Source organism: Streptomyces sp. NPDC039430 (assembly GCF_055639435.1).
Genome location: NZ_JBVKAK010000002.1, coordinates 123,352 through 145,189, shown reverse-complemented (window position 1 = coordinate 145,189; position 21,838 = coordinate 123,352). Strand labels below are relative to the sequence as shown.

Below are 21,838 nucleotides of genomic sequence, written 5' to 3'. Positions count from 1 at the left end.
TGTGCTGAACCACCGCGTCACGCACTACCGCAGCCGCAGCGCCTTCATGACCCGCAGGCTCCGGCTCATCAGCGCCGCGTACTTCTCGTCGTCCATCCCCAGGGACGGCGCCATGGGCAGGATCCGCTGCTGCGCGACCGTCTGGGCCTCGGTGAACTTGAGGATCCCCTCGGAGCCGTGCCTCCTGCCGAGACCGGAGTCCTTCATGCCGCCCATCGGCGACCGCACGCTGCCGTACGTCGGCGCGTACCCCTCGTTGATGTTGACCGTGCCGGTGCGCAGCCGGGCCGCGATCGCGTGGCCGCGCCGGGAGTCCTTCGTCCACACGCTCGCGTTGAGGCCGTACGGAGTGGCGTTGGCGAGGCCGATCACCTCGTCCTCGTCGCCGAACCGGTAGACGGAGACGACCGGTCCGAACGTCTCCTCCGCGCACACCGCCATCGGCGCCTCGACCCCGTCCAGGATGGTCGGCTCGTAGAAGAGCGGCCCGATGTCGGGACGCGCGACCCCGCCCGCGATGACCGTGGCGCCCTTGGCGACGGCCTCCTCGACATGGCGGGTGACCGTCTCCAGCTGGCGTTCGCCCACCAGGCACCCCATGTCGGCGCCGTACGCGAGGGAGCCGCCGAGCCGCATCGCCTTCGTACGGGCGGCGAACCGCTCCAGGAACGCGTCGGCGACGGAGTCATGGACGTACAGCCGCTCGATGGAGATGCAGAGCTGTCCCGCGGAGGAGAAGCAGGCGCGCACCGCGCCCGCCGCCGCCTTCTCCACATCGGCGTCCGCGAGCACCAGCATGGCGTTCTTGCCGCCGAGTTCGAGCGAGACGCCGACGAGCCGGTCGGCGGCTCCCCTGGCGACCTCGCGGCCGGTACGGGTCGAGCCGGTGAAGGAGACGTAGTCGGCGTGCCTGACCACCTCAGGGCCGATGACCGGCCCCTCGCCGAGCACGACGAGGAAGACCTCGGGCGGCAGTCCGGCCTCGATCAGCAGATCGCGGGCCCACAGCGCGGTGAGAGCGGTCTCGGTGTCGGGCTTCATCACGACGGCGTTGCCCGCCACGAACGCGGGCAGCGCGTCGCCCGCGGACAGCTCCAGGGGGTAGTTCCAGGGCGCGATCTGGCCGATGACCCCGCGCGGCTGCCGCAGCTCGGTGACCTTCGTCAGGACCGGTACGACGCCGGTGTGGCGCTTCGGCCGCAGGTACGACGCGGCGGCGCGGCCGTAGTGCCGGGCTTCCACGGCGAGCCCCTGGACCTCTTCGTGCGCGTGCAGCCTGGCCTTGCCGGTCTCCAGCTGGATCAGGTCGAGCACCTCGGCCTGGCGCTCCAGCAGGAGATCGTGGAAGCGGAGCAGCACCGCGGCCCGCTGCCGGACGGGCAGCGCCGCCCAGAGAGGCTGGGCCGCGCGGGCGCGCTCGAAGGCCGTCGCCACGTCCTCGGGCGTGGACTCGGGCAGCTCCGCCAGCCGTTCCCCGGTGAAGGGGGTGTGGTTGGCGGTACGGCCCGAGCCGACGACGCCGCGGACGAGCCGGGCGACCACCTCGGGCGTGACCACGTCGGCCGCGGTGCGCGCGCCTGCCGGGGCGGCGGCCACCGGGTTGGTGCCGAGGCTCCCGGCGGTCCCGTTGGTCCCGGTGGCGTCGTGGACGGTGGTGGGGGTGGCGGCGGGGGCCTGCGAGTCCGTCATGATGGCGAGCGTATGCCGCGATCCGGGCTTTGGGTACCCGTCGGTAACAGCTTTTCGCCAGACACCCACACCACGCCAGCGATCACTGGCACATAACCCCTGATCAGCGGTTCACGGCGGTCCGGTACGGCTACGACTGACCGCCGGGGTGGCTCCGGGGCCTGTCTTCGAAGCAACGCCGTACGCCCGGGGTGGCTACGACTCTCCGAGGTCGAGCTGCCCGGCGACCGTCGCGTACAGCTCCTCGCCGTCCTTCACCGCCGCGCCCTGCGCGGGCATGGACACCCTCAGCCGCAGATAGGTGTCGTCCGCGCCGGGGATGATGAGTTCGTGCCAGCGGTAGCGGACGGGAAAGTCGTCCGTATCGCTGTAGTCGGTGAAGTCGACGACCAGCTCGAAGCCGCGCTTGCCCTGATGCTCGACATCCTTGCTGGTGACCTTGGCGTCCTTGATCTCCGTCCCGTTCTCGCCGCCGCGCTCGTAGTGCGCCGTCCAGACGTCCGCCTTCGGCTCCAGGAGATCGTCGTCCGGCAGCTTCTGTTTCCGCTCGAAGAAGACGCGGAAGACCCCGCTCGGGTCGTTGTAGATGACACCGGTGTCATCGGTCAGCTGCTCGCGCCGGTAGTCGTCGGGGACCCCGACCTTGGCGCGGAGGATCTCGTTCTCCGGACGGATCCCCCAGCCCTCGGGGAGTCCGCCGCCGCCGAACGGGTTGGCGAGGAGCAGTACGAGCGCGACGGCCACGGCCAGCACGCCCGCGCCCAGTCCGTACCGCGCGGGACGGCTCCGCCGGAGCACCGGGGGGACCCAGCCCCCGAGGCCCGTGGCAGCGGGCTCGGGACCGGCGTCGGAGTACGGCCGGGTGGTCACCGGCGGGCGCGCCGCCGACTCCAGGACCGCCCGGATCTCCGCCGCGTCCGGCCGCGCCGCCGGATCCTTGGCCAGCAGGCGCATCACGAGCGTGCCGAAAGCCCCGGAGCCGCGCGCGGGCATCTGCGGCTCCGCGGACAGCACGGCCTGGAGCGTGGCGGGAACGTTGGAGCGGCGGTACGGCGACATGCCCTCGACCGCCGCGTACAGCACCACGCCGAGCGACCACAGGTCCGACTCCGGTCCCGGCTGCCGGCCCAGCACCCGCTCGGGCGCGATGAACTCGGGCGAGCCGACGAACGCGCCGGTCTCGGTCAGCCCCTGCTCGCCCTCCACCTGGGCGATTCCGAAGTCGCTGAGGACGACCCGGTCGCCGCGCCCGAGGAGCACGTTGTCCGGCTTGACGTCACGGTGCAGTACGCCCTTCTCGTGGGCGGCCGTGAGCGCGTCCAGTACGGCCAGTCCGATACGGGCGGCCTCACGCGGGTCGAGCGTGCCCTCCTGGAGCCGGTCGGCGAGCGACTGACCGCGCACCAGCTCCATCACGATCCACGGCTTGGCGTCCTCGATCACCACGTCGTGCATGGTGACGACGGCGGGGTGCTCGATCCTGGCGGCGGCGCGGGCCTCGCGCTGCATCCGCAGATACACGCGCTCCCGGTCGCGCTCGCCCACGTTGTCCGGAACCCGCGGTTCCTTGATCGCCACATCGCGGTCCACGACCTCGTCGTGCGCCAGCCAGACCGTGCCCATCCCGCCGTGTCCGAGCCGGGAGACCAGCCGGTAGCGGCCACCGAGCGCCCGCCTGGCGACCGGATCGCCGACGGGCGCGGGCACGGGCGCCACGGGGTACGCCGGCGCGGGTCCTGGTACGGGCGCGGGCGCGGGTGGCTGCGGGGCCCGGACGGCCTGTGTGGGCGGGTATCCGGCCGCGTCCGCCCGCCCCGCGTCAGGCGGCGGCACCCGCGGTGCGTCCGGCGGCCTGAGTTCGTAACTAGTGGGCTCGTCCACCCGTCCCCCGTCATTGGTCATGTACGTATCCTCCGCACGTCCTCACGAAGCGCGGCCGCGATCGCCGAACCGTTTCAGCGGCCGTTCTCGACCGGTGGTGCCTGCCAGCTGCGCAGGACGGCGTCGAACTGCTTGCGCGTCGTCGCCCAGGTCTCCTCGGGACCGGCCATGTAGATCGCGTACTCCGTACCGCTGTCGTCCGAGTAGTAGATCTGGTCGATCGCGTGCCGCTTGCCGGGATGGCCGGTCTTCTCGGTCCAGGTGAACTCCCAGATGGCGGACTTCGCGTGATCGCGGTAGTTGTTCGGGGCCAGCTTGACCCTGGCGTACTCCGGGAACTTCTGGACGGACTTCTCCATGCTCAGCATGTGCATGTACGGATTCTCGAAATCGGGCGTGCCGACGCTGATCCGTATGAGATGACGGCCGTTGTCCGGGGTGAAGTCGATCTGATTGCCGTCCATCTGGCGTTCCCAGCCTTCGGGGACGTTGAGGCTGAAACCCTCCTCGGCCTCGACATGGGTCCAGCCCTCGGGAGTGGTCCCGCCGCCGGGGTCTTTCCCGTCCGCCGTACCGTCGGTCGTGGTGCCGTCCGTCGTGGTGCCGTCGGTCGTGGTGCCGTCGGTCGTACCGTCACTCGTCTTACTGTCGTCGGCCGTACCGTCGCCCGGCGTACCGCCGCTGCCCTCCGCCGGGCCGTCGCTCACGGACGGGCCGCTCCCGCTGTCGGCGGAAGCACCGTCTCCGGCGTACTTCAGCGCGGCGAAGCCGGCGCCGCCGCCGAGGACCGCGGCGGCGACCACGGCGACGACCGTCGTACGCCAACGGTTACGGCGGCCACGGCTCGTGGGCGAGGCCACCGGCCCCGGAACGGTCGGGGAGCCCGGCGCCGGGGCGGTCGCGGGGCCGGCGGCGGGTGCCTGGCCGGTGGCGGCGGGCACGGAGGCCCCCGCCGCGAAGGGCGGCCCGGCGGACGGCTGCCGCTGGGTGGACGGCTGCTGCTGCGGGGCGGACGGCCGCTGCTGCGAGGTCGCCGACTGGGGCTCCCCGTAAGGCAGCTGGCGCGTCGGCGTATGCTCCTCGGCCCCGGCCGACGTCCTGCCCTCCGCCACCTCGCGCAGCATGCCCTCGGTCCGCGCCGCGTCGGGCCGTCCGTCCGGGTCCTTGCGCAGCAGCGCGGCGATGACCGGCGCGAGCGGGCCCGCCTGGTCGGGGTGGTCGGGCTCGTCCGTCACCACGGCCTGCATGGTGGACAGCGGCGAACTCCGGCGGAACGGCGAGACCCCCTGCACCGCCAGGTACAGCGTCACCCCGAGCGACCAGAGGTCTGAGGCGGGGCCGGGATCGCCGCCCCGTACCCGTTCGGGAGCCAGATAGTCGATGGAGCCGACGAGTTCACCGGTCCTGGTGATGGTCGAGTCGCCCTCTATCGCCGCGATCCCGAAGTCGGTGAGCAGCACCCGGCCGTCGCGCGCGAGCAGGACGTTGCCGGGCTTCACATCGCGGTGCAGCACCCCTGCCGCGTGCGCCGCCCGCAGCGCGTCGAGGACCGCGAGACCGATCCTGGCGACCTCGCGGTAGTCCATCCGGCCGGACTCCTTCGCGGCGTCGGCGAGCGAGGGGCCGTCGACGTACTGCATGACGATCCACGGCCGACCGTCGTGTTCCAGCACGTCGTGGACGGTGACGACACCCGGGTGGCTGATCCGGGCGGCGGCCCGCGCCTCCTTCTGCGTCCGCTGGTGCAGGACGGCCCGGTCGGCCTCGGAGACATAGCGCCCGGCCGTCAACTCCTTGATGGCGACGACCCGGTGGAGCACCTCGTCGTGTGCCCGCCACACCTTGCCCATGCCGCCGCTGCCGATGGATTCGGCCAGCCGGTAACGCCCCGCGAGCAGCGGCCCCGCGCTCCCGCCCGTTCCCGATGCCGCGCCCATGCTCGTTCCCGTGCCCTGTGTGTGCTCCACGCCCAGCCCCGTTCCTTGGGGTCACAGATTACGGAGGGGACGTGGGGACGCGGAACCTAGGGTCCGTCACGGAAACCGCACTGTGATGCGTGACCAGCGTTGCACGGGGCACAAGTTGGGACTCTTGCCTCAGCCGGTGACCCGGTAGGCGTTGATCGCCTGCTGGTAGATCTCGTCGACCTTGTCCCGCTGTCCGTCCGGACCGATGACCTGGATGACGTGGTAGCGACCGTCGATGATCATCGCGAGGTTCCGTACGAACACCGCCCGCCCGCTGCTGTCCGTCCAGGTGTACTGCCCCTCCGCCATGGCCTGCCGGCCCACATCGATCCGGCGTACGCCGGAGGCGCTGGACCAGGACGAGTCGCGGAACGGCTGCAGCTCCCGCTCCTTGTCGCGCTGGTAGGCGACCGGGTCGCCGCCGTTCTCCGCCACGCTGTCCCGGCCGGGAACGGCGATCACCGTGAAGTCGCCCCCGACGTAGCGGACTTGCCCGCTGTCGTTGATGGGGCGGCGCTGCCAGCTCTTGTCGACCGCGATCCGGAAGCCCTCGGGGTCGTTGCGCAGGACATAGCCCTCCGCCAGATCGACACCGGGACCCGAGGTCTGGGGCGCCGAGGCACGGGGCGGCGCCGAGTCGGCGTTGCCCGGAGCCGGTGATTCCGGTGCGGCGGAGGCGCTGGGGCCCGCCTCACCGACGCTCTGGCCCTGCTGCGTATTCGCCTTGGGCAGAAACATCACGGCGTAGACGATGGCCGCCACGAGCAGCAGCAGTATCAGGATCAGGAGGTTGCGCCCGAGGGAACGGGGGCCGCGGCCGGCGCCCTTGCCGCCCTTCCCGGCTTTCCCGCTCTTCCCGCCTCTGTCGAACCTGTCCGGGCCGTCGAACCCATCGAACTCGTCGGACCTGTCCGAATAGTCCGCCCTGTCGAACCGCTCGGGCCCGGCCGCCCGCTCGGGGCCGTCCAGCAGCCGGTCCAGGCGTTCCGTACGCTCATGGGGCGCGTCGGCCCGGAGCGCGTATTCGTTCTCGCGCTCGGGCTCCCGCTCCTGCTCGTACTGGCGCCGCTCGTCGAGCCCGGTCCGGCCGCCCTTCTCCTTGCGCTCCTTGCCCTTCTTGTGGCGGTGGCGTCCGCCCAGGTCGCGGCCACGCCAGCGGCGCCTGCGGACCAGCTCGCCCCGGCGGCGCACGATCGGCAGCCGGGTCTCGTCCGCGGGCAGCGGTACGACGTCCAGACCGGCCTCCGGCTCGGGCGCAGACCGTACGAGCGAGCGCAGCCAGCCGCGCAGCTCCTCGAAGTCCGGCCGCTCGGTGGGGTCCTGACGCAGCAGCGACTCCACGACGGGGCGCAGCGGTCCGCACTCCTCGGCGAAGGCGGGCGGTTCGGCGCAGACGAGCTGCACCAGCTCGATGGCGCTCTCTTCGGGGTACGGGGCATGGCCCTGCACCGCGCGGTACAGCAGCGCGCCGAGCGCCCACAGGTCGGTGGCGGGCCCGATGGGCGGTGCCAGCTGCCAGTTCTCGTGGACGGGACCGGCCTGTTCGGGCGCCCAGCGCTCGGTGACGGCGCCGACGACCGCGATACGGGCCTGCCGGGCGCGCTCGGCGGCGAGCGGCGTGGCGGGGCCTCGGTACGCGGGCAGCGCGCCGCTCGCGACTATCTCGTCCCAGCGCCCGGCGCCCGCGCCCTGCCCGGTGACGGCGGGCAGCTGGGCGGACTGGCGCTGCGAGTCGGCGCGGAACGCGTCACGCGCCCCGCCCGTCTGCCAGTTGCCGCTTCCTCCGCCGCTGCCGCTGCCGGGTCCTGAGTACGGGGTGTCGCCGCCACGGGCGACGAGGGCACCGGAATCGGCGTCCGATCCGGACCCGAAACCAAACCCGGAACCGGACCCGGACCCGGAACCGACACCGGACCCGGAACCGGACCCGGCCATGGAACCGGAACCGGAATCGGAACCGCCGGACGGCAGCGCGGGAATGCCCGCCGTACCACCGGCGGACGTACCACCGGCGGATGGCCCACCGCCGCGCGCGCCGGAGCCGCCGCCGAAGGGGCCCGCCGAGTCCGGGCCGTACGGGCTGCCGCCCGCCGGTACGGAGCCCGAGGCGTCGTTCCAGGGCGCCGGGCCGTCGCGCCAGATACCGGCCAGATGGGCGCGGTAGGGGGTGGGCGGGTCGTCGTCCTCGTCGGCGTCGGCGTCTGCCCCCGCGAAGGTGCGCGGCTGTGCCCACCAGTCCGGGTCGGGGCTCGCGCCCTGCGGGCCGCCGGGACCGCTCCGGGGCGGCTCCTGCGCACCCGCACCGGTGACCGCGCCGCCCGTACCCGTCGGCCCGCCCGTACCCGTCGGCCCGCCCGAGGCTCCCGGGACGGCCGGGAGGCCCGTACCGCTCGTGGCGCCCGAACCGCTCGTACCGGCGCCCTGGTCCTCAGTGGCGCGCGCGGCGGCGCGCGCTCCCGCGCGGTACGCGGCGATGGCTCCGGCGCGGGCGGCGCGGATGTCGCCCGAGGCGCTGCCGCCCGGCAGCGCCGGCCGGCCGCCGTACGGAGCCGGGATGCCGGGGGTGCCGTGGTGCGGGCGCGGCATCGCGCCGGACGTACCGGACGAGGTGCCGTCGTCGTACGGACTGTCCGCGCCGCGGCCCGTCCCCAGCGCGGCGCGGCCCGGCGCACCGGGCACCCCCGCCGTCGGCCCGGGGTCGTACGGCAGGGCGGTCGCCGGCGAGCCGGAGAGCCCTTCCGTCGGCGCGTACTGTCCGGGCGGCCCGAGCCGCTCGTAGGGCCCCTGTTGTCCCTGCGCGCCCAGTTCCTCGTGCGGCTCGTGGGGGTCGTGCGGTCCGAGCCGCTCCTGCGGTTCCTGGTGGTCCGGCTCCTCGAACCGGTCCGGCGGCGGCTCGGGCACCGGCGCGTATCCGCACAGCGCCTCTTCCGCCGCGCCCGCGGCGAGCCCGGTCAGCACCACGCGCCCGTCGTCGCAGACGAGCACCGTACGGACGGTGATGTTCCGGTGGGTCCAGCCGTGCGCGTGGACCACCCGTACCGCGGTGAGCACGTCGGAGGCGATCTCGGCGGCCCGGAAGGGGTTCAGCGGACGCTCGGCGAGCAGCGCGGCGAGCGGTCTGGCCGCGACCAGTTCACTCACTATCCACAGCGAACCGGCCTCCGCGAACACGTCGAAGACCTGGTCCAGCCGGGGGTGATCGGGGATCTGGGCGGCGCTCTGCGCGGCCTCGATGGCCCGCCGCACCGCCGGATCCGTATGCCTGCGTGCCGAACGCCCCGGGGCCCGGCGCGGCGCCGCGGCGCCGTCCGCGTCCACCACCTCCGCGTCCACGACCTCCGGCAACGGCACCTGCCTGACGAGGACTTCCTGCCCGCTGTACGTGTCGAAGGCCCGGGTCTCGGCAAGTTCGTACTCATCGGAGGGTGGCAACGGCAGGCGATAGCGGTCGGCGAGCACCCGTCCCGCGTAGTCGTCCACAACGCCTCCCCACCACACGCCGTCTCCCGGTCCCGGAGACTCGCGAAACCGCCAATTCCGGTCGTTTACCGGCTCATTGTGGATGCGTACGGTTCGCGAGCTCTCACGATACGTGGCCGCGGGCCAACATGCCGCCGGGTCGCGGCAACCCACTGCGTAACGTTCCGTTCTCGTACGCCGAACTACCCACCTCAGCGGCCGGAACTCATCACTCCGCCCACTGGATCGTTGGCCGATTCAAGCGGGTCGATATGAGCGGGCCCATAACAGGCGGGGCGATGCGGGCGACCCGGCCGGAGCCGCCGCTCAGGCCGTCGGCTCGAACGTCGCGAACGCCGTCTCGCGCAGCGTCTCGCACTCCGTGTCGTTCCACTCGCCCGCCTCGCAGCTGACCATGATCGAGTAGCCGCGCTTCGAGTCGATCTTGAAGCCCCGGTTGAGGACCCTGATCCGCTCGCCGCTCTGATCGCGCTCGAACTCCCAGTCGGCGACGGTCTTGTAGCCGTTGTAGTCGACCTTCTTGATACCGCGCAGCTTGTAGTTGTCGCTGCTGCCCCTGACCGCCGACTGGAGCCCCTGCCAGGCGGCCACCGCGTCATCGGTCGGGCTGTCGTTGAAGTCGATCTGGACCCTGGGGAAGTCCCCGTCCTCGCTGTAAATGCCGCCGGAGTTGGCTCCCGCTATGCCGGTCCTGTGGAACCCCTCGGGCATCGCCATCGAGAAGTGGAACCGGTCGTCGGAGACCTTGGCGTAGCCGTCGGGCAGCGCGCCGCCCTTCTTCCCGCCACCCTCCTTGCCTTTGCCCGAGGTGCCGGACGAATCGGAACCGGAACCGGAGTTGTCGGCCCCCTGCCCGTTCGTGGCGGCGGTGTCCCCCTTGCCGTCCCCCTGGCCGTTCCCCGCCGCGCTCGTGTCCGGCCCCGGGCTCTGCCCCTTGCCGTCGCCCGATCCGTCCCCGCCGGCGGTGGCACCCGCCGAGGCGGTCGAGGTGTCCTTGCCCTGGTTGCTCCCTGACGTGTCGTCGGAGTTCCCGTTCAGCGCGACGATCAGGACCGTGGAGATGAGCGCGAGCGCGGCGACGACCGCGATGATCACCAGCGTGCGCCGGGGCACCACATCGGTGAGCGACGCGCGGGGCGGCGCCGGCCGCTGCGGCACCCCGGGCTCCGGGGCCGGCCGGGTCTCGGACGCGCCTGCCGCCGCGTTCCGTACGGAGCGCAGCGCGCCACGCACCCGGTCCGCGCCCGCCTCCCCGGCGGAACCACGCGCCGGCCGCGCGTCCGGGGTCTCGCCCGGCACCGGCGGCAGCGGCACGACGCGGGTCGCGTCCGGCGCCGGTTCCGGAGCGTGCCGGGGCTGCTCCGGCGCGTCGACGATGGCCTGGAGGAGCGCACGCGCGCCCGCGTCGTCGAGCCGCTGCTCGGGGTCCTTGGCGAGCAGCCCGTAGATGACCTCTTCGAGCGGGCCCGCGTTCTTGGGCGGATCGACCGGCTCGGTCATCACGGCGGTCAGCGTGGCGATGGCGGAGCCCTTGTCATACGGAGGGCAGCCCTCCACCGACGCGTACAGCAGACCGCCGAGCGACCAGAGGTCGGCCGCGGGTCCCGGCTTGTGGCCGCGTGCGCGCTCCGGCGAGATGTACGAGGGGGCGCCGACGAGCATGCCCGTCGAGGTGACCGACGGGTCGCCCTCGACCTGGGCGATACCGAAGTCGGTGAGGACCACGCGCCCGTCCTCGGCGATCAGCACATTGGACGGCTTCACATCGCGGTGCAGGATGCCCTCGCGGTGCGCGGAGCGCAGCACGTCGAGGACCGCCAGCCCGACCTCGGCCGCCCGCCTGGGCGTCAGCAGCCCGTCTTCCCTGACGGCTTCGGCGAGCGACTTGCCCTCGACCAGTTCCATGACGATCCAGGGCCGGTCGTCCTCGTCCACGACGTCGTAGACCGTCACCGCGCCGCTGTTGCGGATCCGCGCGATCGCCTTGGCCTCGCGCAGTGTGCGCGTGATCAGCCTGCGCTTCTCGTCCTCGTCGATGCTGGAGGGAAAACGCAGTTCCTTCACCGCGACCGTGCGGCCGAGCGTCTCGTCGAGCGCCCGCCAGACCGTGCCCATGCCACCGCGCCCGAGCACCCCGTCGAGCCGGTACCTGCCCGCGAGCAGGCGCCCTTCCGGGGTGCTGTCGGCGCTCTTCCTCGCGTCCTGCTGGGGCTCCTGCGCCGTGTCCCGCGACTGCTCCGACTGCGACATGCGTCCCCTCTGCGATCCCTGATCCTGGCCCGCGACTCCACCCGCCCGCGCGGTGCCGTAACGCGCCCTGGCAGAGGCTTCATTGTCCCTCACTCCGGGACCGTCACCGCTCCCGGGTCCGGCGTCCGCCAGGATGGTGCCGGAGGAAGGGATCCCCACCATGCCACTACTACGGGGCCGGTTGACCACCCTGCTGGTCATGAGCCTGTTCGGTTTGGGCACATGGGTGCCAGGCACCGGTGTGACGGATGTGCCCGGCGGGGCGGATGTGGCACGTCCCGATGCGTCACGTCCCGAAGCGGTCCGTCCCGAAGCGGCCCGTCCCGCCCCCTCCCTTACGGAGAGACCACCCGCCTCGTCTCAGCCCTCGCCCACATCCGATGTCCTCCCCCTGCTGGTCTCCGACGGCCGCGCGCCCGGCGCCGCCCTGGTCTCCCGCACGCCCTTCTCCTCCCGGTTCGAGTCCGCCGGTTCCGGAATCCGTCGCACCGACCGCTTCCGGGCCGGCAGCACCACCAAGACGCTGGTGGCGACGGTCGTCCTCCAACTCGCCGCCGAGGGGCGGCTACGCCTGTCCGACACCGTCGAACACCATCTGCCGGGGCTGGTCCGCGGCCATGGCAACAACGGCCGGCTGCTCACCCTGCGCATGCTGCTGAGCCACACCAGCGGGCTGTACGACTACACCACCGCCGTCCCGGCGCCCGCCCCCACCACTCCCCGGGCGGCGCTCCGTATCGCGCTCGCGCGCGCACCGGCGCCGCTCGGCTCGTATCGGTACTCCAATACGGATTACGTCCTGCTCGGGCTCGTCGTCAAGAAGGTGACGGGCCGTTCGTACGCGGACGAGGCCACAGACCGCATCATCGTTCCCCTCGGTCTCACCGGCACCTCCTTTCCGGGCGCCCGCACCACACTGCCCTCCCCGCACGGCCGCGCCTACACCTGGGATCCGGCCTCCGGCGGCACCCGGCGCGATGTCACCGACATCGACCCGCGTCCGGCGGGCGCGGCCGGTGAGCTGATCTCCACGCTCGACGACCTCGACCGCTTCTACTCCGCCCTGCTCGGCGGCCGACTGCTCGCCGCGCCCCAGTCGCGTGAGCTGCTGGACACCGCCGCCACGCACGGCGCCTACGGCCTGGGCATCTACCCGCAGAGGCTCTCCTGCGGCCTCACCGTCTGGGGCCACAACGGCCGGATCTCCGGCAGCTACGTCCGTACGGCCACCACCCCCGACGGCCGACGCACCCTCACCTTCCGCGTCAACACGGATGCCCTCCCGGACGAATTCCTCGGACCTGTCGAACAAACCCTGCTGGACGAGGAGTTCTGCCGTTCCGGAAAGGCCCCCCGCACTCGCCCCTGAGAGGCCCTTCCGGCCGCACCCCGGCCCGGTGCGTCAGATCGGCGCGTCAGATCGGCACGATGTCCGGCGCGCCGAGCCGCGCCGCGTCCGCCGTCTGGTCGTCCGGCTGCCGCTGCGACTCCCGCTCCGCCTCCACCCGCTTCTCGTAGTGCTCAACCTCCCGCTCGATCCGGTCCTTGTCCCAGCCGAGGACCGGCGCCATCAGCTCCGCGCACTCCCGGGCGCTGCGGGTGCCCCGGTCGAACGTCTCGATGGAGATCCGCGTACGCCGGGTCAGTACGTCGTCGAGATGGCGCGCCCCTTCGTGCGAGGCGGCGTAGACGATCTCGGCGCGCAGATAGTCGTCGGCGGCGGCCAGCGGCCGACCGAGACCCGGGTCCGCGGCGATCAGTTCGAGCAGCTCCTCGACGAGCGTCCCGTACCTGTTCAGCAGATGCTCCACGCGGGCGACATGGATCCCGGTCCGCGCGGCCATCCTCGCCCGCGCGTTCCACAGCGCGTGATACCCCTCGGCGCCGAGCAGCGGCACATCCTCGGTGACGCACTCGGCCACCCGCTGGTCGAGGCCGTGCACCGCCTCGTCCACCGCGTCCTTGGCCATCACCCGGTACGTCGTGTACTTGCCGCCGGCGACGACCACCATGCCGGGCACCGGATGCGCGACCGTGTGCTCGCGCGACAGCTTGCTCGTGGCATCGGACTCCCCGGCGAGCAGCGGACGCAGTCCCGCGTAGACGCCCTGTACGTCGTCCCTGCTCAACGGCGTGTGCAGCACGGAGTTCACGTGTTCGAGCAGATAGTCGATATCGGCGCTGGAGGCCGCCGGATGGGCCTTGTCCAGATCCCAGTCCGTGTCGGTGGTGCCCACGATCCAGTGCCGGCCCCAGGGGATGACGAACAGCACGGACTTCTCGGTCCGCAGGATCAGCCCCGTCGACGAGTGGATCCGGTCCTTGGGCACGACCAGATGGATGCCCTTGGAGGCCCGGACATGGAACTGCCCGCGCTCGGCGATGAGGGCCTGGGTGTCGTCCGTCCAGACCCCGGTGGCGTTGACGACCTGCTTGGCCCGGATCTCGTACTCCCCGGCCCCTTCCCGCCCCGCGCTCTCCACGTCCCGCACCCGCGCCCCGACGACCCGCTCCCCCTCCCGCAGGAAGCCTATGACCCGCGCCCGGCTGGCCACATGCGCGCCGTAGGTCGCGGCCGTACGCACCAGCGTCGCCACATAGCGCGCGTCGTCCATCTGCGCGTCGTAGTACTGCAACGCCCCGACCAGCGCGTCCTTCTTGAGGCAGGGCGCCACCCGCAGCGCGTTGCGCCGGGAGAGATGGCGGTGGACCGGCAGCCCGCGGCCATGCCCGGACGAGACGGACATCGCGTCGTACAGCGCGACGCCCGAGCCGGCGTAGAGCCGCTCCCAGCCCTTGTGCCGCAGCGGGTAGAGGAACGGCACCGGCTTCACCAGATGGGGAGCCAGCTTCTCCAGCAGCAGCCCGCGTTCCTTGAGGGCTTCGCGTACGAGCGCGAAGTCGAGCATCTCCAGATAGCGCAAGCCGCCGTGGATCAGCTTGCTCGACCGGCTGGAGGTGCCGGACGCCCAGTCCCGCGCCTCGACGAGGCCGGTCGAGAGACCTCGGGTCACGGCATCGAGGGCGGTCCCCGCACCGACCACGCCCGCGCCCACTACCAGTACGTCCAGTTCACGCTCGGCCATCGCCGCGAGCGCCTGGCCGCGCTCCGCAGGTCCCAGTGTCGCTGTTCTCACCGCTGCCTCCCGTCGTCCCCCGTGTGGTCGGGCTCACATCATCGATTCTGTCCGCACTCCACGACTTCAGCCACCGCCTGTGGATAACACCCGTCACACAGCTGTCGACGAATGACGTCATCCCCCACGCGAAACGGACTTCCCCGGCCACGCCATGCCACATAACGGTCATATTTACGCCTAGTCTGACATTGCGCATGCTCATTCTGTCCACAGGGCTTGCGCTCTCTGTCCACTCCGGCTATGGGAAGGGCGGTCATCGCCGTGCCCGCAGATCTCGCCGTCATCGGACTCGGCCATCTCGGCCTGCCCCTCGCCCAGACCGCCGTGGCCGCCGGTATCGACACCATCGGCTACGACACCGACCCACGGCCCGTCGCGGAGCTGGCCGCCGGCCACTCCCCGGTCGACGGACCGCTCACCGCCTCGGACGTGCGCCGGATGCTCTCGGGGGGCTTCCGGCCGACCACCAACCCGACCGATCTCGGCCGGGTCCGCACCGCCGTGATCTGCGCGCCCTCCCCGCTCGGCGCCGACCGCACCCCCGATCTGACCGCGATCGGCGACGCGGCCCGCGCGCTGGCCGCCCGGCTGCGCCCGCACACCACCGTGCTGCTGGAATCACCCGTCGCGCCCGGCACCACCGAGGGCTTCCTCCGCACCGTCCTGGAAGAGGGCTCAGGACTGCGCGCCGGACGCGACTTCCACCTCGCGTACTCCCCCGGCCGGCTCGACCCCGGCAACCGCACCCACGGCTTCGCCAACACCCCCAAGGTGATCGGCGGTCTCACCCCCGCCTGCACCGAATCGGCGGCGGCCTTCTACAGCCGCCTCACCGACAAGGTCGTCCGGGCGCGCGGCCCGCGCGAGGCCGAGACCGTCAAACTCCTCGAAACCAACTTCCGGCACGTCAACATCGCGCTGGCCAACGAGATGGCCGTGCTCTGCCACGACCTCGGCGTCGACCTCTGGGACGTCATCCGCTGCGCCGAGACCAAGCCCTTCGGCTTCCAGGCCTTCCGGCCCGGACCCGGCGTCGGCGGCCACGGCGTACCGATGGACCCCAGCTATCTGCCGCACGCGGGGCGCACCCCGGGCCATCCGCTGCGGATGGTCGGCCTCGCCCAGGAGATCAACTCCCGGATGCCGCAGTACGTCATCCAGCGCAGCGCCACCCTCCTCAACGAGCACGGCAAGTCCGCCCGCGGCGCCCGCGTCCTGCTCCTCGGTGTCACCTACAAGCCCGACCTCGCCGACCAGGAGAGCTCACCGGCCACCGAGATCGCCTGCCGGCTGATGGATCTGGGCGCCGTCGTCAGCTACCACGACCCGTACGTCCCGGACTGGCGCGTACGCGAACGCCCCGTGCCGCGCGCGGACTCGCTGTACGAGGCCGCGGCCGACGCGGACCTGACCGTGCTGCTCCAGAGCCACCGCACCTACGATCTGCAAGGTCTGGCGGTCAAGGCGCAGTTGCTGCTGGACACCCGGGGCGCGAGCCCGGCGGGCGCCGCGTACCGCCTGTGAAACCGGTACGGGAATGTCCGACCTGACTGCTACTGTCCAGGGCCATCGAGCGCAGGTCATGCGCACGACACTTTTCCCTGGGGGGATCAGCAGCATGAGTCAGTCCGTTCCGCCACCCGGCAACCCTTTCGCCGGCGGCGCCGTCCCGCCCGGCCCGTACACCCCGCCCCCGCCGCCCGCGCCCGCGCGCGACAGCCTCGCGCTCGGTCTGGTGGCGGCCCTGGTCGCCGCACTCGTCGCCGGCGGGGTCTACGGCGGGATCGCCGGGGCCATCGAGCGCGAGATCGGCTTCGCCGCCATCGGTGTCGGCTTCCTGACCGGGTTCGCCGCGGGCAAGGTCGGCGGGTCCAACCCCGTGCTGCCGGTCGTCGGCGCCGCCTTGTCCCTGGGCGCGGTCTACCTGGGCCAGCTCCTCGGCATCGCGATCATCGTCGCCAAGGAACTGAACGTGTCCACGACGGACGTCTTCCTCGACAACTTCGGTCTGCTGACCGAGGCGTGGAACGAGGGCAAGGACGTCATGACGTTCCTGTTCTTCGCGCTCGCCGCCTTCGCGGCCTTCTCGGGCGCCAAGAAGGCCGCCGCGTAAGGCCGCCGCGTACGACGGCCCGTCACGGCACGGCACAGGACAGGGCCTGGACGCCCCGGACCGCGCGACGCGGCCCGGGGCGACCGTGCTTCACGCGCCCGGCGCTCCTCAGCGGCGGTGCTGCGAGTCCGCCACCGTCACCTCGACGCGCTGGAACTCCTTCAGCTCGCTGTAGCCCGTCGTCGCCATGGCCCGCCGCAGCGCGCCGAAGAAGTTCATCGACCCGTCCGGGATGTGCGAGGGGCCGGTGAGGACCTCCTCCGTCGTCCCGACGATGCCCAGATCCACCAGCTTGCCGCGCGGCACGTCCTCGTGGACCGCCTCCATGCCCCAGTGGCGCCCCTTGCCCGGCGCGTCCGTCGCCCGCGCCAGCGGCGAGCCGATCATCACCGAGTCCGCGCCGCACGCGATCGCCTTGGGCAGATCGCCCGACCAGCCGACCCCGCCGTCCGCGATGACATGCACGTACCGGCCGCCGGACTCGTCCATGTAGTCCCGGCGGGCCGCCGCCACATCCGCGACGGCGGTCGCCATCGGAACCTGGATGCCCAGCACATTGCGGGTGGTGTGCGCGGCGCCGCCGCCGAAGCCGACGAGCACACCCGCCGCGCCCGTACGCATCAGATGCAGCGCCGCGGTGTACGTGGCGCAGCCGCCGACGATGACCGGCACGTCCAGCTCGTAGATGAACTGCTTCAGGTTCAGCGGCTCCGCGGCCCCCGACACATGCTCGGCGGAGACCGTCGTACCCCGGATGACGAAGATGTCGACCCCGGCGTCCACCACGGCCTTGGAGAACTGGGCGGTGCGCTGCGGCGAGAGCGCGGCCGCCGTGACCACGCCCGAGTCCCGCACCTCCTTGATGCGCTGCCCGATCAGCTCTTCCTTGATCGGCTCGGCGTAGATCTCCTGGAGCCTGCGGTTGGCGGTCGCCTCCTCAAGGCCGGCGATCTCGTCGAGCAGCGGCTCCGGGTCCTCGTACCGGGTCCACAGGCCCTCCAGGTTGAGCACCCCCAGACCACCCATCTCGCCGATCCGGATCGCGGTCCGCGGGGAGACGACGGAGTCCATGGGGGCGGCCAGGAACGGCAGCTCGAACCGGTAGGCGTCGATCTGCCAGGCGATCGAGACCTCCTTCGGGTCCCGGGTGCGCCGGCTGGGGACGACGGCGATGTCGTCGAAGGCGTACGCCCTGCGGCCGCGCTTGCCGCGCCCGATCTCGATCTCAGTCACGATGTGTGGCCTTTCCCTCTACGTCTGCCCGTCCAGTATCCCCGACGCACCCGTGAGGGGCGGTCCCGGATTCCGGGGCCGCCCCTCACGGAAGCGCTCGTTCGGTACGCGGTGCGGCTCAGTTCGCGGTGTAGTTCGGTGCCTCGACGGTCATCTGGATGTCGTGCGGGTGGCTCTCCTTGAGGCCCGCGGACGTGATCCGTACGAACCGGCCCTTGCGCTCCATCTCGTCGATGGAGGCGGCGCCCACGTACCCCATGGTCTGGCGCAGCCCGCCGACCAGCTGGTGCAGTACGGCGGCGAGCGGACCGCGGAAGGGGACCTGGCCCTCGATGCCCTCGGGCACCAGCTTGTCGTCCGAGGACACCTCGGCCTGGAAGTAGCGGTCCTTGGAGAACGAACGCCCCTGGCCGCGCGACTGCATCGCGCCCAGCGACCCCATGCCCCGGTACGACTTGAACTGCTTGCCGTTGATGAACTGAAGCTCGCCGGGCGACTCCTCGCACCCCGCGAGCAGGCTGCCCAGCATGACCGTGCTGGCTCCGGCGGCGAGCGCCTTGCCGATGTCGCCGGAGTACTGGAGGCCGCCGTCGCCGATCACCGGGATACCGGCCGCCTGACAGGCCACCGCCGCCTCGTAGATCGCCGTGACCTGCGGGACCCCGATACCGGCGACCACGCGGGTGGTGCAGATCGAGCCGGGCCCCACACCGACCTTGACGCCGTCCACGCCCGCGTCGATCAGCGCCTGGGCACCGTCACGGGTGGCGACATTGCCGCCGATGATGTCCACCGCGACACTCGACTTGATCTTGGACATCCAGCTGAGGGCGTTGCTGTTGTGGCCGTGCGAGGTGTCCACGACGAGGAAGTCCACGCCCGCCGCGACCAGCGCCTGGGCCCGCTCCAGCGCCTCCGGGCTGGCCCCCACGGCGGCGCCGACCAGCAGCCGGCCCTCCGCGTCCTTGGCCGCGTGCGGGTACTTCTCCGCCTTGACGAAGTCCTTGACGGTGATCAGGCCCTTGAGGATGCCCGCGTCGTCGACCAGCGGAAGCTTCTCGATCTTGTGACGGCGCAGCAGCTCCATCGCGTCCACACCGGAGATGCCGACCTTGCCGGTGACCAGCGGCATCGGGGTCATCACCTCGCGCACCTGGCGCGTACGGTCCGCCTCGAAGGCCATGTCCCGGTTGGTGACGATGCCGAGCAGCTTGCCCGCGCGGTCGGTGACCGGGACGCCGCTGATCCGGAACTTGGCGCAGAGCTGGTCGGCCTCGGCGAGCGTCGCGTCGGGGTGGACCGTGATCGGGTCGGTGACCATGCCGGACTCGGAGCGCTTCACCAGATCGACCTGGTTGGCCTGGTCCGCGATGGAGAGATTGCGGTGCAGCACACCGACGCCGCCCTGCCGCGCCATGGCGATCGCCATCCGGGCCTCGGTGACCTTGTCCATCGCCGCGGACAGCAGCGGGATGTTCACCTTGACGTTCCGCGAGACCAGAGAGGCGGTGTCCACCTGGTTCGGCAGCACTTCCGAGGCCCCCGGAAGCAGCAGCACGTCGTCGTATGTCAGCCCGAGCGTCGCGAATTTCTCGGGCACTCCGTCGACGTTTGCAGTCATGACACCTTCCCCAAATGGCCTTGATCGGTGCGGATGTCCATGCTAACGGGCTTCGCGGGCCGCTCATTCCACGATCGAGATCACCGATCGGCTTCGTATGTTCATACGTTTGGATGACTCCGGATGCCGCACACGACGGCGGCGGGGCCGGTCCCGGGGCGGTCCCCGGACGGGAAAGCACCCGTACGACCACCCCGGCTCACTGCTCGGCGAGCGCCCGCAGCCTGCTGAGCGCGCGGTGCTGGGCGACCCGTACGGCGCCCGGCGACATCCCGAGCATCTGCCCGGTCTCCTCGGCGGTCAGCCCGACGGCGACCCGCAGCACCAGCAGCTCGCGCTGGTTCTCCGGCAGATTGGCGAGCAGTTTCTTGGCCCACTCCGCGTCACTGCTGAGCAGCGCGCGCTCCTCGGGCCCCAGGGAATCGTCCGGCCGCTCGGGCATCTCGTCGGACGGTACGGCCGTGGATCCCGGGTGCCGCATGGCGGCCCGCTGGAGATCGGCGACCTTGTGCCCCGCGATGGCGAAGACGAACGCCTCGAAGGGCCGGCCGGTGTCGCGGTAGCGCGGCAGCGCCATGAGGACCGCGACACAGACTTCCTGCGCGAGATCCTCCACGAAGTGCCGCGCGTCCCCGGGCAGCCGGTTCAGCCGCGTACGGCAGTAGCGCAGCGCGAGCGGATGGACCCGGGCCAGCAGATCGTGCGTGGCCTGTTCGTCGCCGTCGACGGCACGGTGAACGAGCGCACCAATCACCGTGGTCTCGTCATCGCGCATCGGTCCATGGTGCCTTGGCGGCTGCTGATCGGTGGCACCGCGTCCATAGTTGTGCACCGAAGCGTTATGAGCGGGTGCGGCAGAACTCATTTCCGGCGCTCTCCCCTCGCGCTCGTCCGACTCGTCCCCGAGGAACTCCACATCTCAAGGATGCGGCATCGCGCGGGAAACGGGTGTGTACGCGCGTACGTTGCTCCGCCCGCCGGGCCCTGGGGTGACAGAGCCGGCCGGCGGGCGGAGCGCTGAGGCGTGTCAGCGGACGAGGCCCCAGCGGAAGCCGAGCGCCACCGCGTGCGCGCGGTCCGAGGCGCCGAGCTTCTTGAAGAGCCGCCGGGCGTGCGTCTTGACCGTGTCCTCGGAGAGGAACAGCTCACGGCCGATCTCCGCGTTCGACCGGCCATGGCTCATGCCTTCGAGCACCTGGATCTCGCGCGCGGTGAGCGTGGGCGCGGCGCCCATCTCGGCCGAGCGGAGCCGGCGCGGCGCGAGCCGCCAGGTCGGGTCGGCGAGCGCCTGGGTGACGGTCGCGCGCAGTTCGGCGCGCGAGGCGTCCTTGTGGAGATAGCCGCGGGCACCGGCGGCGACCGCGAGCGCGACTCCGTCCAGGTCCTCGGCGACCGTGAGCATGATGATCCGGGCGCCGGGGTCGGCCGAGAGCAGCCTGCGGACGGTCTCGACACCGCCCAGCCCCGGCATGCGTACATCCATCAGAATCAGATCGGACCGGTCGGCACCCCAGCGGCGGAGGACTTCCTCGCCGTTGGCCGCGGTCGTCACGCGCTCGACACCGGGCACGGTCGCGACCGCGCGGCGGAGCGCCTCTCGGGCAAGCGGGGAGTCGTCGCAGACGAGGACGGATGTCATGACCGTCCTCCGCAGCTGATGCGCGTCACCTTGAGCCTCCAGGCTGGGTACATATCGTCACCTGTGCGGTTGGCGCTCTCGGACATGCGCCCGAGCGCTCATTCTCTCAACCGCCTCGCACATTCAACGACGGTCACTCGAAAGAGTTACGGGTCCGAGGACCCTCTTCGACACTCCCTGTGAGGGGTCGGACACAGAGCAGAGCGTCAGGGGTTGACCGGTACCCAATCGGAGGTATGCCCCATTTAGCGGCTTTTCTTCACTTTTACTGGTGTCTGTGGCTAGATTCGCAATGAGTCATATTTACATCTACTTACATAGTAGATGTACGGTCGTGAGCACCGGTGTGAGTACGCGCCGGGCTCGTACCCGGCGTCCAAGCGGCCCGTATCCGCCTCAGCACGGTTTCAAGGGGACATGAGCAATGGCAGATTTCTCCCGCCTTCCCGGACCGAACGCAGACCTGTGGGACTGGCAGCTCCTCGCGGCATGTCGGGGTGTCGACAGTTCCCTCTTCTTCCACCCGGAAGGGGAAAGAGGCGCGGCACGAAGCGCGCGTGAGAACTCGGCGAAAGAGGTGTGCATGAGGTGCCCGGTCCGCGCGGAGTGCGCGGCACACGCGTTGGCGGTACGGGAGCCGTACGGCGTGTGGGGCGGCCTGACGGAGGACGAACGCGAGGAACTGATGGGGCGGGCGCGGACCCGGCTCATCACGGCGTCGACCTCGGGTCACGGCGGCACCGGCGCCGGCCACAGTCACGGACACGGCAACCACAGCCACAGCCACGGGGGCCACGGGGGCCACGAGAGCGGCTGAGCGACCTC

The 21,838-nt window shown here is 71.6% G+C and carries 14 protein-coding genes; 4 read left to right on the top strand and 10 right to left on the bottom strand.

Features of this window, described 5'->3' with window-relative positions; all coding sequences use genetic code 11:
- Positions 1-24: 24 nt before the first annotated feature.
- The 5 genes from ACZ7LS_RS05635 to ACZ7LS_RS05615 all read right to left on the bottom strand — a co-directional run bounded on the left by ACZ7LS_RS05635 (position 25) and on the right by ACZ7LS_RS05615 (position 11,267).
- Positions 25-1,689: a succinic semialdehyde dehydrogenase gene (locus ACZ7LS_RS05635; RefSeq protein WP_382520485.1), complete on the bottom strand. Its 1,665-nt coding sequence runs from the start codon at positions 1,687-1,689 to the stop codon at positions 25-27.
- Positions 1,690-1,884: 195 nt separating this feature from the next.
- The gene (locus tag ACZ7LS_RS05630; RefSeq protein ID WP_382668331.1) at positions 1,885-3,591 is read right to left on the bottom strand and encodes a serine/threonine-protein kinase; all 1,707 of its coding nucleotides are present in this window, start codon (positions 3,589-3,591) and stop codon (positions 1,885-1,887) included.
- Positions 3,592-3,644: 53 nt separating this feature from the next.
- On the bottom strand, positions 3,645-5,507 hold the full coding sequence (locus tag ACZ7LS_RS05625; RefSeq protein ID WP_385131928.1) for a serine/threonine-protein kinase: 1,863 nt from the start codon (positions 5,505-5,507) through the stop codon (positions 3,645-3,647).
- 159 nt (positions 5,508-5,666) lie between these two features.
- Positions 5,667-9,017 (bottom strand): serine/threonine protein kinase, encoded by a 3,351-nt coding sequence (locus tag ACZ7LS_RS05620; protein WP_385131818.1) that lies wholly within the window; start codon positions 9,015-9,017, stop codon positions 5,667-5,669.
- A gap of 306 nt (positions 9,018-9,323) precedes the next feature.
- A complete protein-coding gene (locus ACZ7LS_RS05615) occupies positions 9,324-11,267 on the bottom strand; it encodes a protein kinase domain-containing protein (RefSeq protein ID WP_382520479.1) in 1,944 nt (647 codons plus the stop codon).
- 160 nt (positions 11,268-11,427) lie between these two features.
- Between ACZ7LS_RS05615 and ACZ7LS_RS05610 the strand changes: the two genes are divergently transcribed.
- Positions 11,428-12,636 (top strand): serine hydrolase domain-containing protein, encoded by a 1,209-nt coding sequence (locus tag ACZ7LS_RS05610; protein WP_385131815.1) that lies wholly within the window; start codon positions 11,428-11,430, stop codon positions 12,634-12,636.
- 46 nt (positions 12,637-12,682) lie between these two features.
- Here ACZ7LS_RS05610 and ACZ7LS_RS05605 read toward each other — a convergent pair whose 3' ends face one another.
- Positions 12,683-14,404, bottom strand: coding sequence for a glycerol-3-phosphate dehydrogenase/oxidase (locus ACZ7LS_RS05605; RefSeq protein ID WP_385131812.1), 1,722 nt, complete (start codon positions 14,402-14,404; stop codon positions 12,683-12,685).
- A gap of 264 nt (positions 14,405-14,668) precedes the next feature.
- On the opposite strand from ACZ7LS_RS05605, the gene ACZ7LS_RS05600 reads away from it, so the two are divergent.
- Positions 14,669-15,931 carry a nucleotide sugar dehydrogenase gene (locus ACZ7LS_RS05600; protein ID WP_382520719.1) on the top strand — a complete coding sequence of 421 codons (1,263 nt, stop codon included), beginning with the start codon at positions 14,669-14,671 and terminating at the stop codon, positions 15,929-15,931.
- Positions 15,932-16,025: 94 nt separating this feature from the next.
- Positions 16,026-16,520 (top strand): hypothetical protein, encoded by a 495-nt coding sequence (locus ACZ7LS_RS05595; protein ID WP_385131809.1) that lies wholly within the window; start codon positions 16,026-16,028, stop codon positions 16,518-16,520.
- Between the two features lie 108 nt (positions 16,521-16,628).
- Here the strand turns inward: ACZ7LS_RS05595 and ACZ7LS_RS05590 are convergent, their stop codons facing one another.
- The 4 genes from ACZ7LS_RS05590 to ACZ7LS_RS05575 form a co-directional block, all read right to left on the bottom strand.
- On the bottom strand, positions 16,629-17,753 hold the full coding sequence (locus ACZ7LS_RS05590; protein ID WP_030351489.1) for a GuaB3 family IMP dehydrogenase-related protein: 1,125 nt from the start codon (positions 17,751-17,753) through the stop codon (positions 16,629-16,631).
- Positions 17,754-17,871: 118 nt separating this feature from the next.
- A complete protein-coding gene (gene guaB, locus ACZ7LS_RS05585) occupies positions 17,872-19,374 on the bottom strand; it encodes an IMP dehydrogenase (protein ID WP_382520472.1) in 1,503 nt (500 codons plus the stop codon).
- A 199-nt stretch (positions 19,375-19,573) separates the two neighbouring features.
- The gene (locus tag ACZ7LS_RS05580; RefSeq protein WP_030351487.1) at positions 19,574-20,149 is read right to left on the bottom strand and encodes a sigma-70 family RNA polymerase sigma factor; all 576 of its coding nucleotides are present in this window, start codon (positions 20,147-20,149) and stop codon (positions 19,574-19,576) included.
- Between the two features lie 252 nt (positions 20,150-20,401).
- Positions 20,402-21,013 carry a response regulator transcription factor gene (locus ACZ7LS_RS05575; protein ID WP_003948568.1) on the bottom strand — a complete coding sequence of 204 codons (612 nt, stop codon included), beginning with the start codon at positions 21,011-21,013 and terminating at the stop codon, positions 20,402-20,404.
- A 424-nt stretch (positions 21,014-21,437) separates the two neighbouring features.
- Between ACZ7LS_RS05575 and ACZ7LS_RS05570 the strand changes: the two genes are divergently transcribed.
- Positions 21,438-21,830: a WhiB family transcriptional regulator gene (locus ACZ7LS_RS05570; RefSeq protein ID WP_385131806.1), complete on the top strand. Its 393-nt coding sequence runs from the start codon at positions 21,438-21,440 to the stop codon at positions 21,828-21,830.
- Positions 21,831-21,838 lie beyond the last annotated feature (8 nt).

Coding starts and splice junctions, on each gene's coding strand:
- ACZ7LS_RS05625 (WP_385131928.1), bottom strand. CDS start 5,507: ATGGGCGCGGCATCGGGAACGGGCGGGAGCGCGGGGCCGCTGCTCGCG.
- ACZ7LS_RS05570 (WP_385131806.1), top strand. CDS start 21,438: ATGGCAGATTTCTCCCGCCTTCCCGGACCGAACGCAGACCTGTGGGAC.
- ACZ7LS_RS05610 (WP_385131815.1), top strand. CDS start 11,428: ATGCCACTACTACGGGGCCGGTTGACCACCCTGCTGGTCATGAGCCTG.
- ACZ7LS_RS05635 (WP_382520485.1), bottom strand. CDS start 1,689: ATGACGGACTCGCAGGCCCCCGCCGCCACCCCCACCACCGTCCACGAC.
- ACZ7LS_RS05575 (WP_003948568.1), bottom strand. CDS start 21,013: ATGACATCCGTCCTCGTCTGCGACGACTCCCCGCTTGCCCGAGAGGCG.
- ACZ7LS_RS05630 (WP_382668331.1), bottom strand. CDS start 3,591: ATGACCAATGACGGGGGACGGGTGGACGAGCCCACTAGTTACGAACTC.
- ACZ7LS_RS05580 (WP_030351487.1), bottom strand. CDS start 20,149: ATGCGCGATGACGAGACCACGGTGATTGGTGCGCTCGTTCACCGTGCC.
- ACZ7LS_RS05595 (WP_385131809.1), top strand. CDS start 16,026: ATGAGTCAGTCCGTTCCGCCACCCGGCAACCCTTTCGCCGGCGGCGCC.
- guaB (WP_382520472.1), bottom strand. CDS start 19,374: ATGACTGCAAACGTCGACGGAGTGCCCGAGAAATTCGCGACGCTCGGG.
- ACZ7LS_RS05615 (WP_382520479.1), bottom strand. CDS start 11,267: ATGTCGCAGTCGGAGCAGTCGCGGGACACGGCGCAGGAGCCCCAGCAG.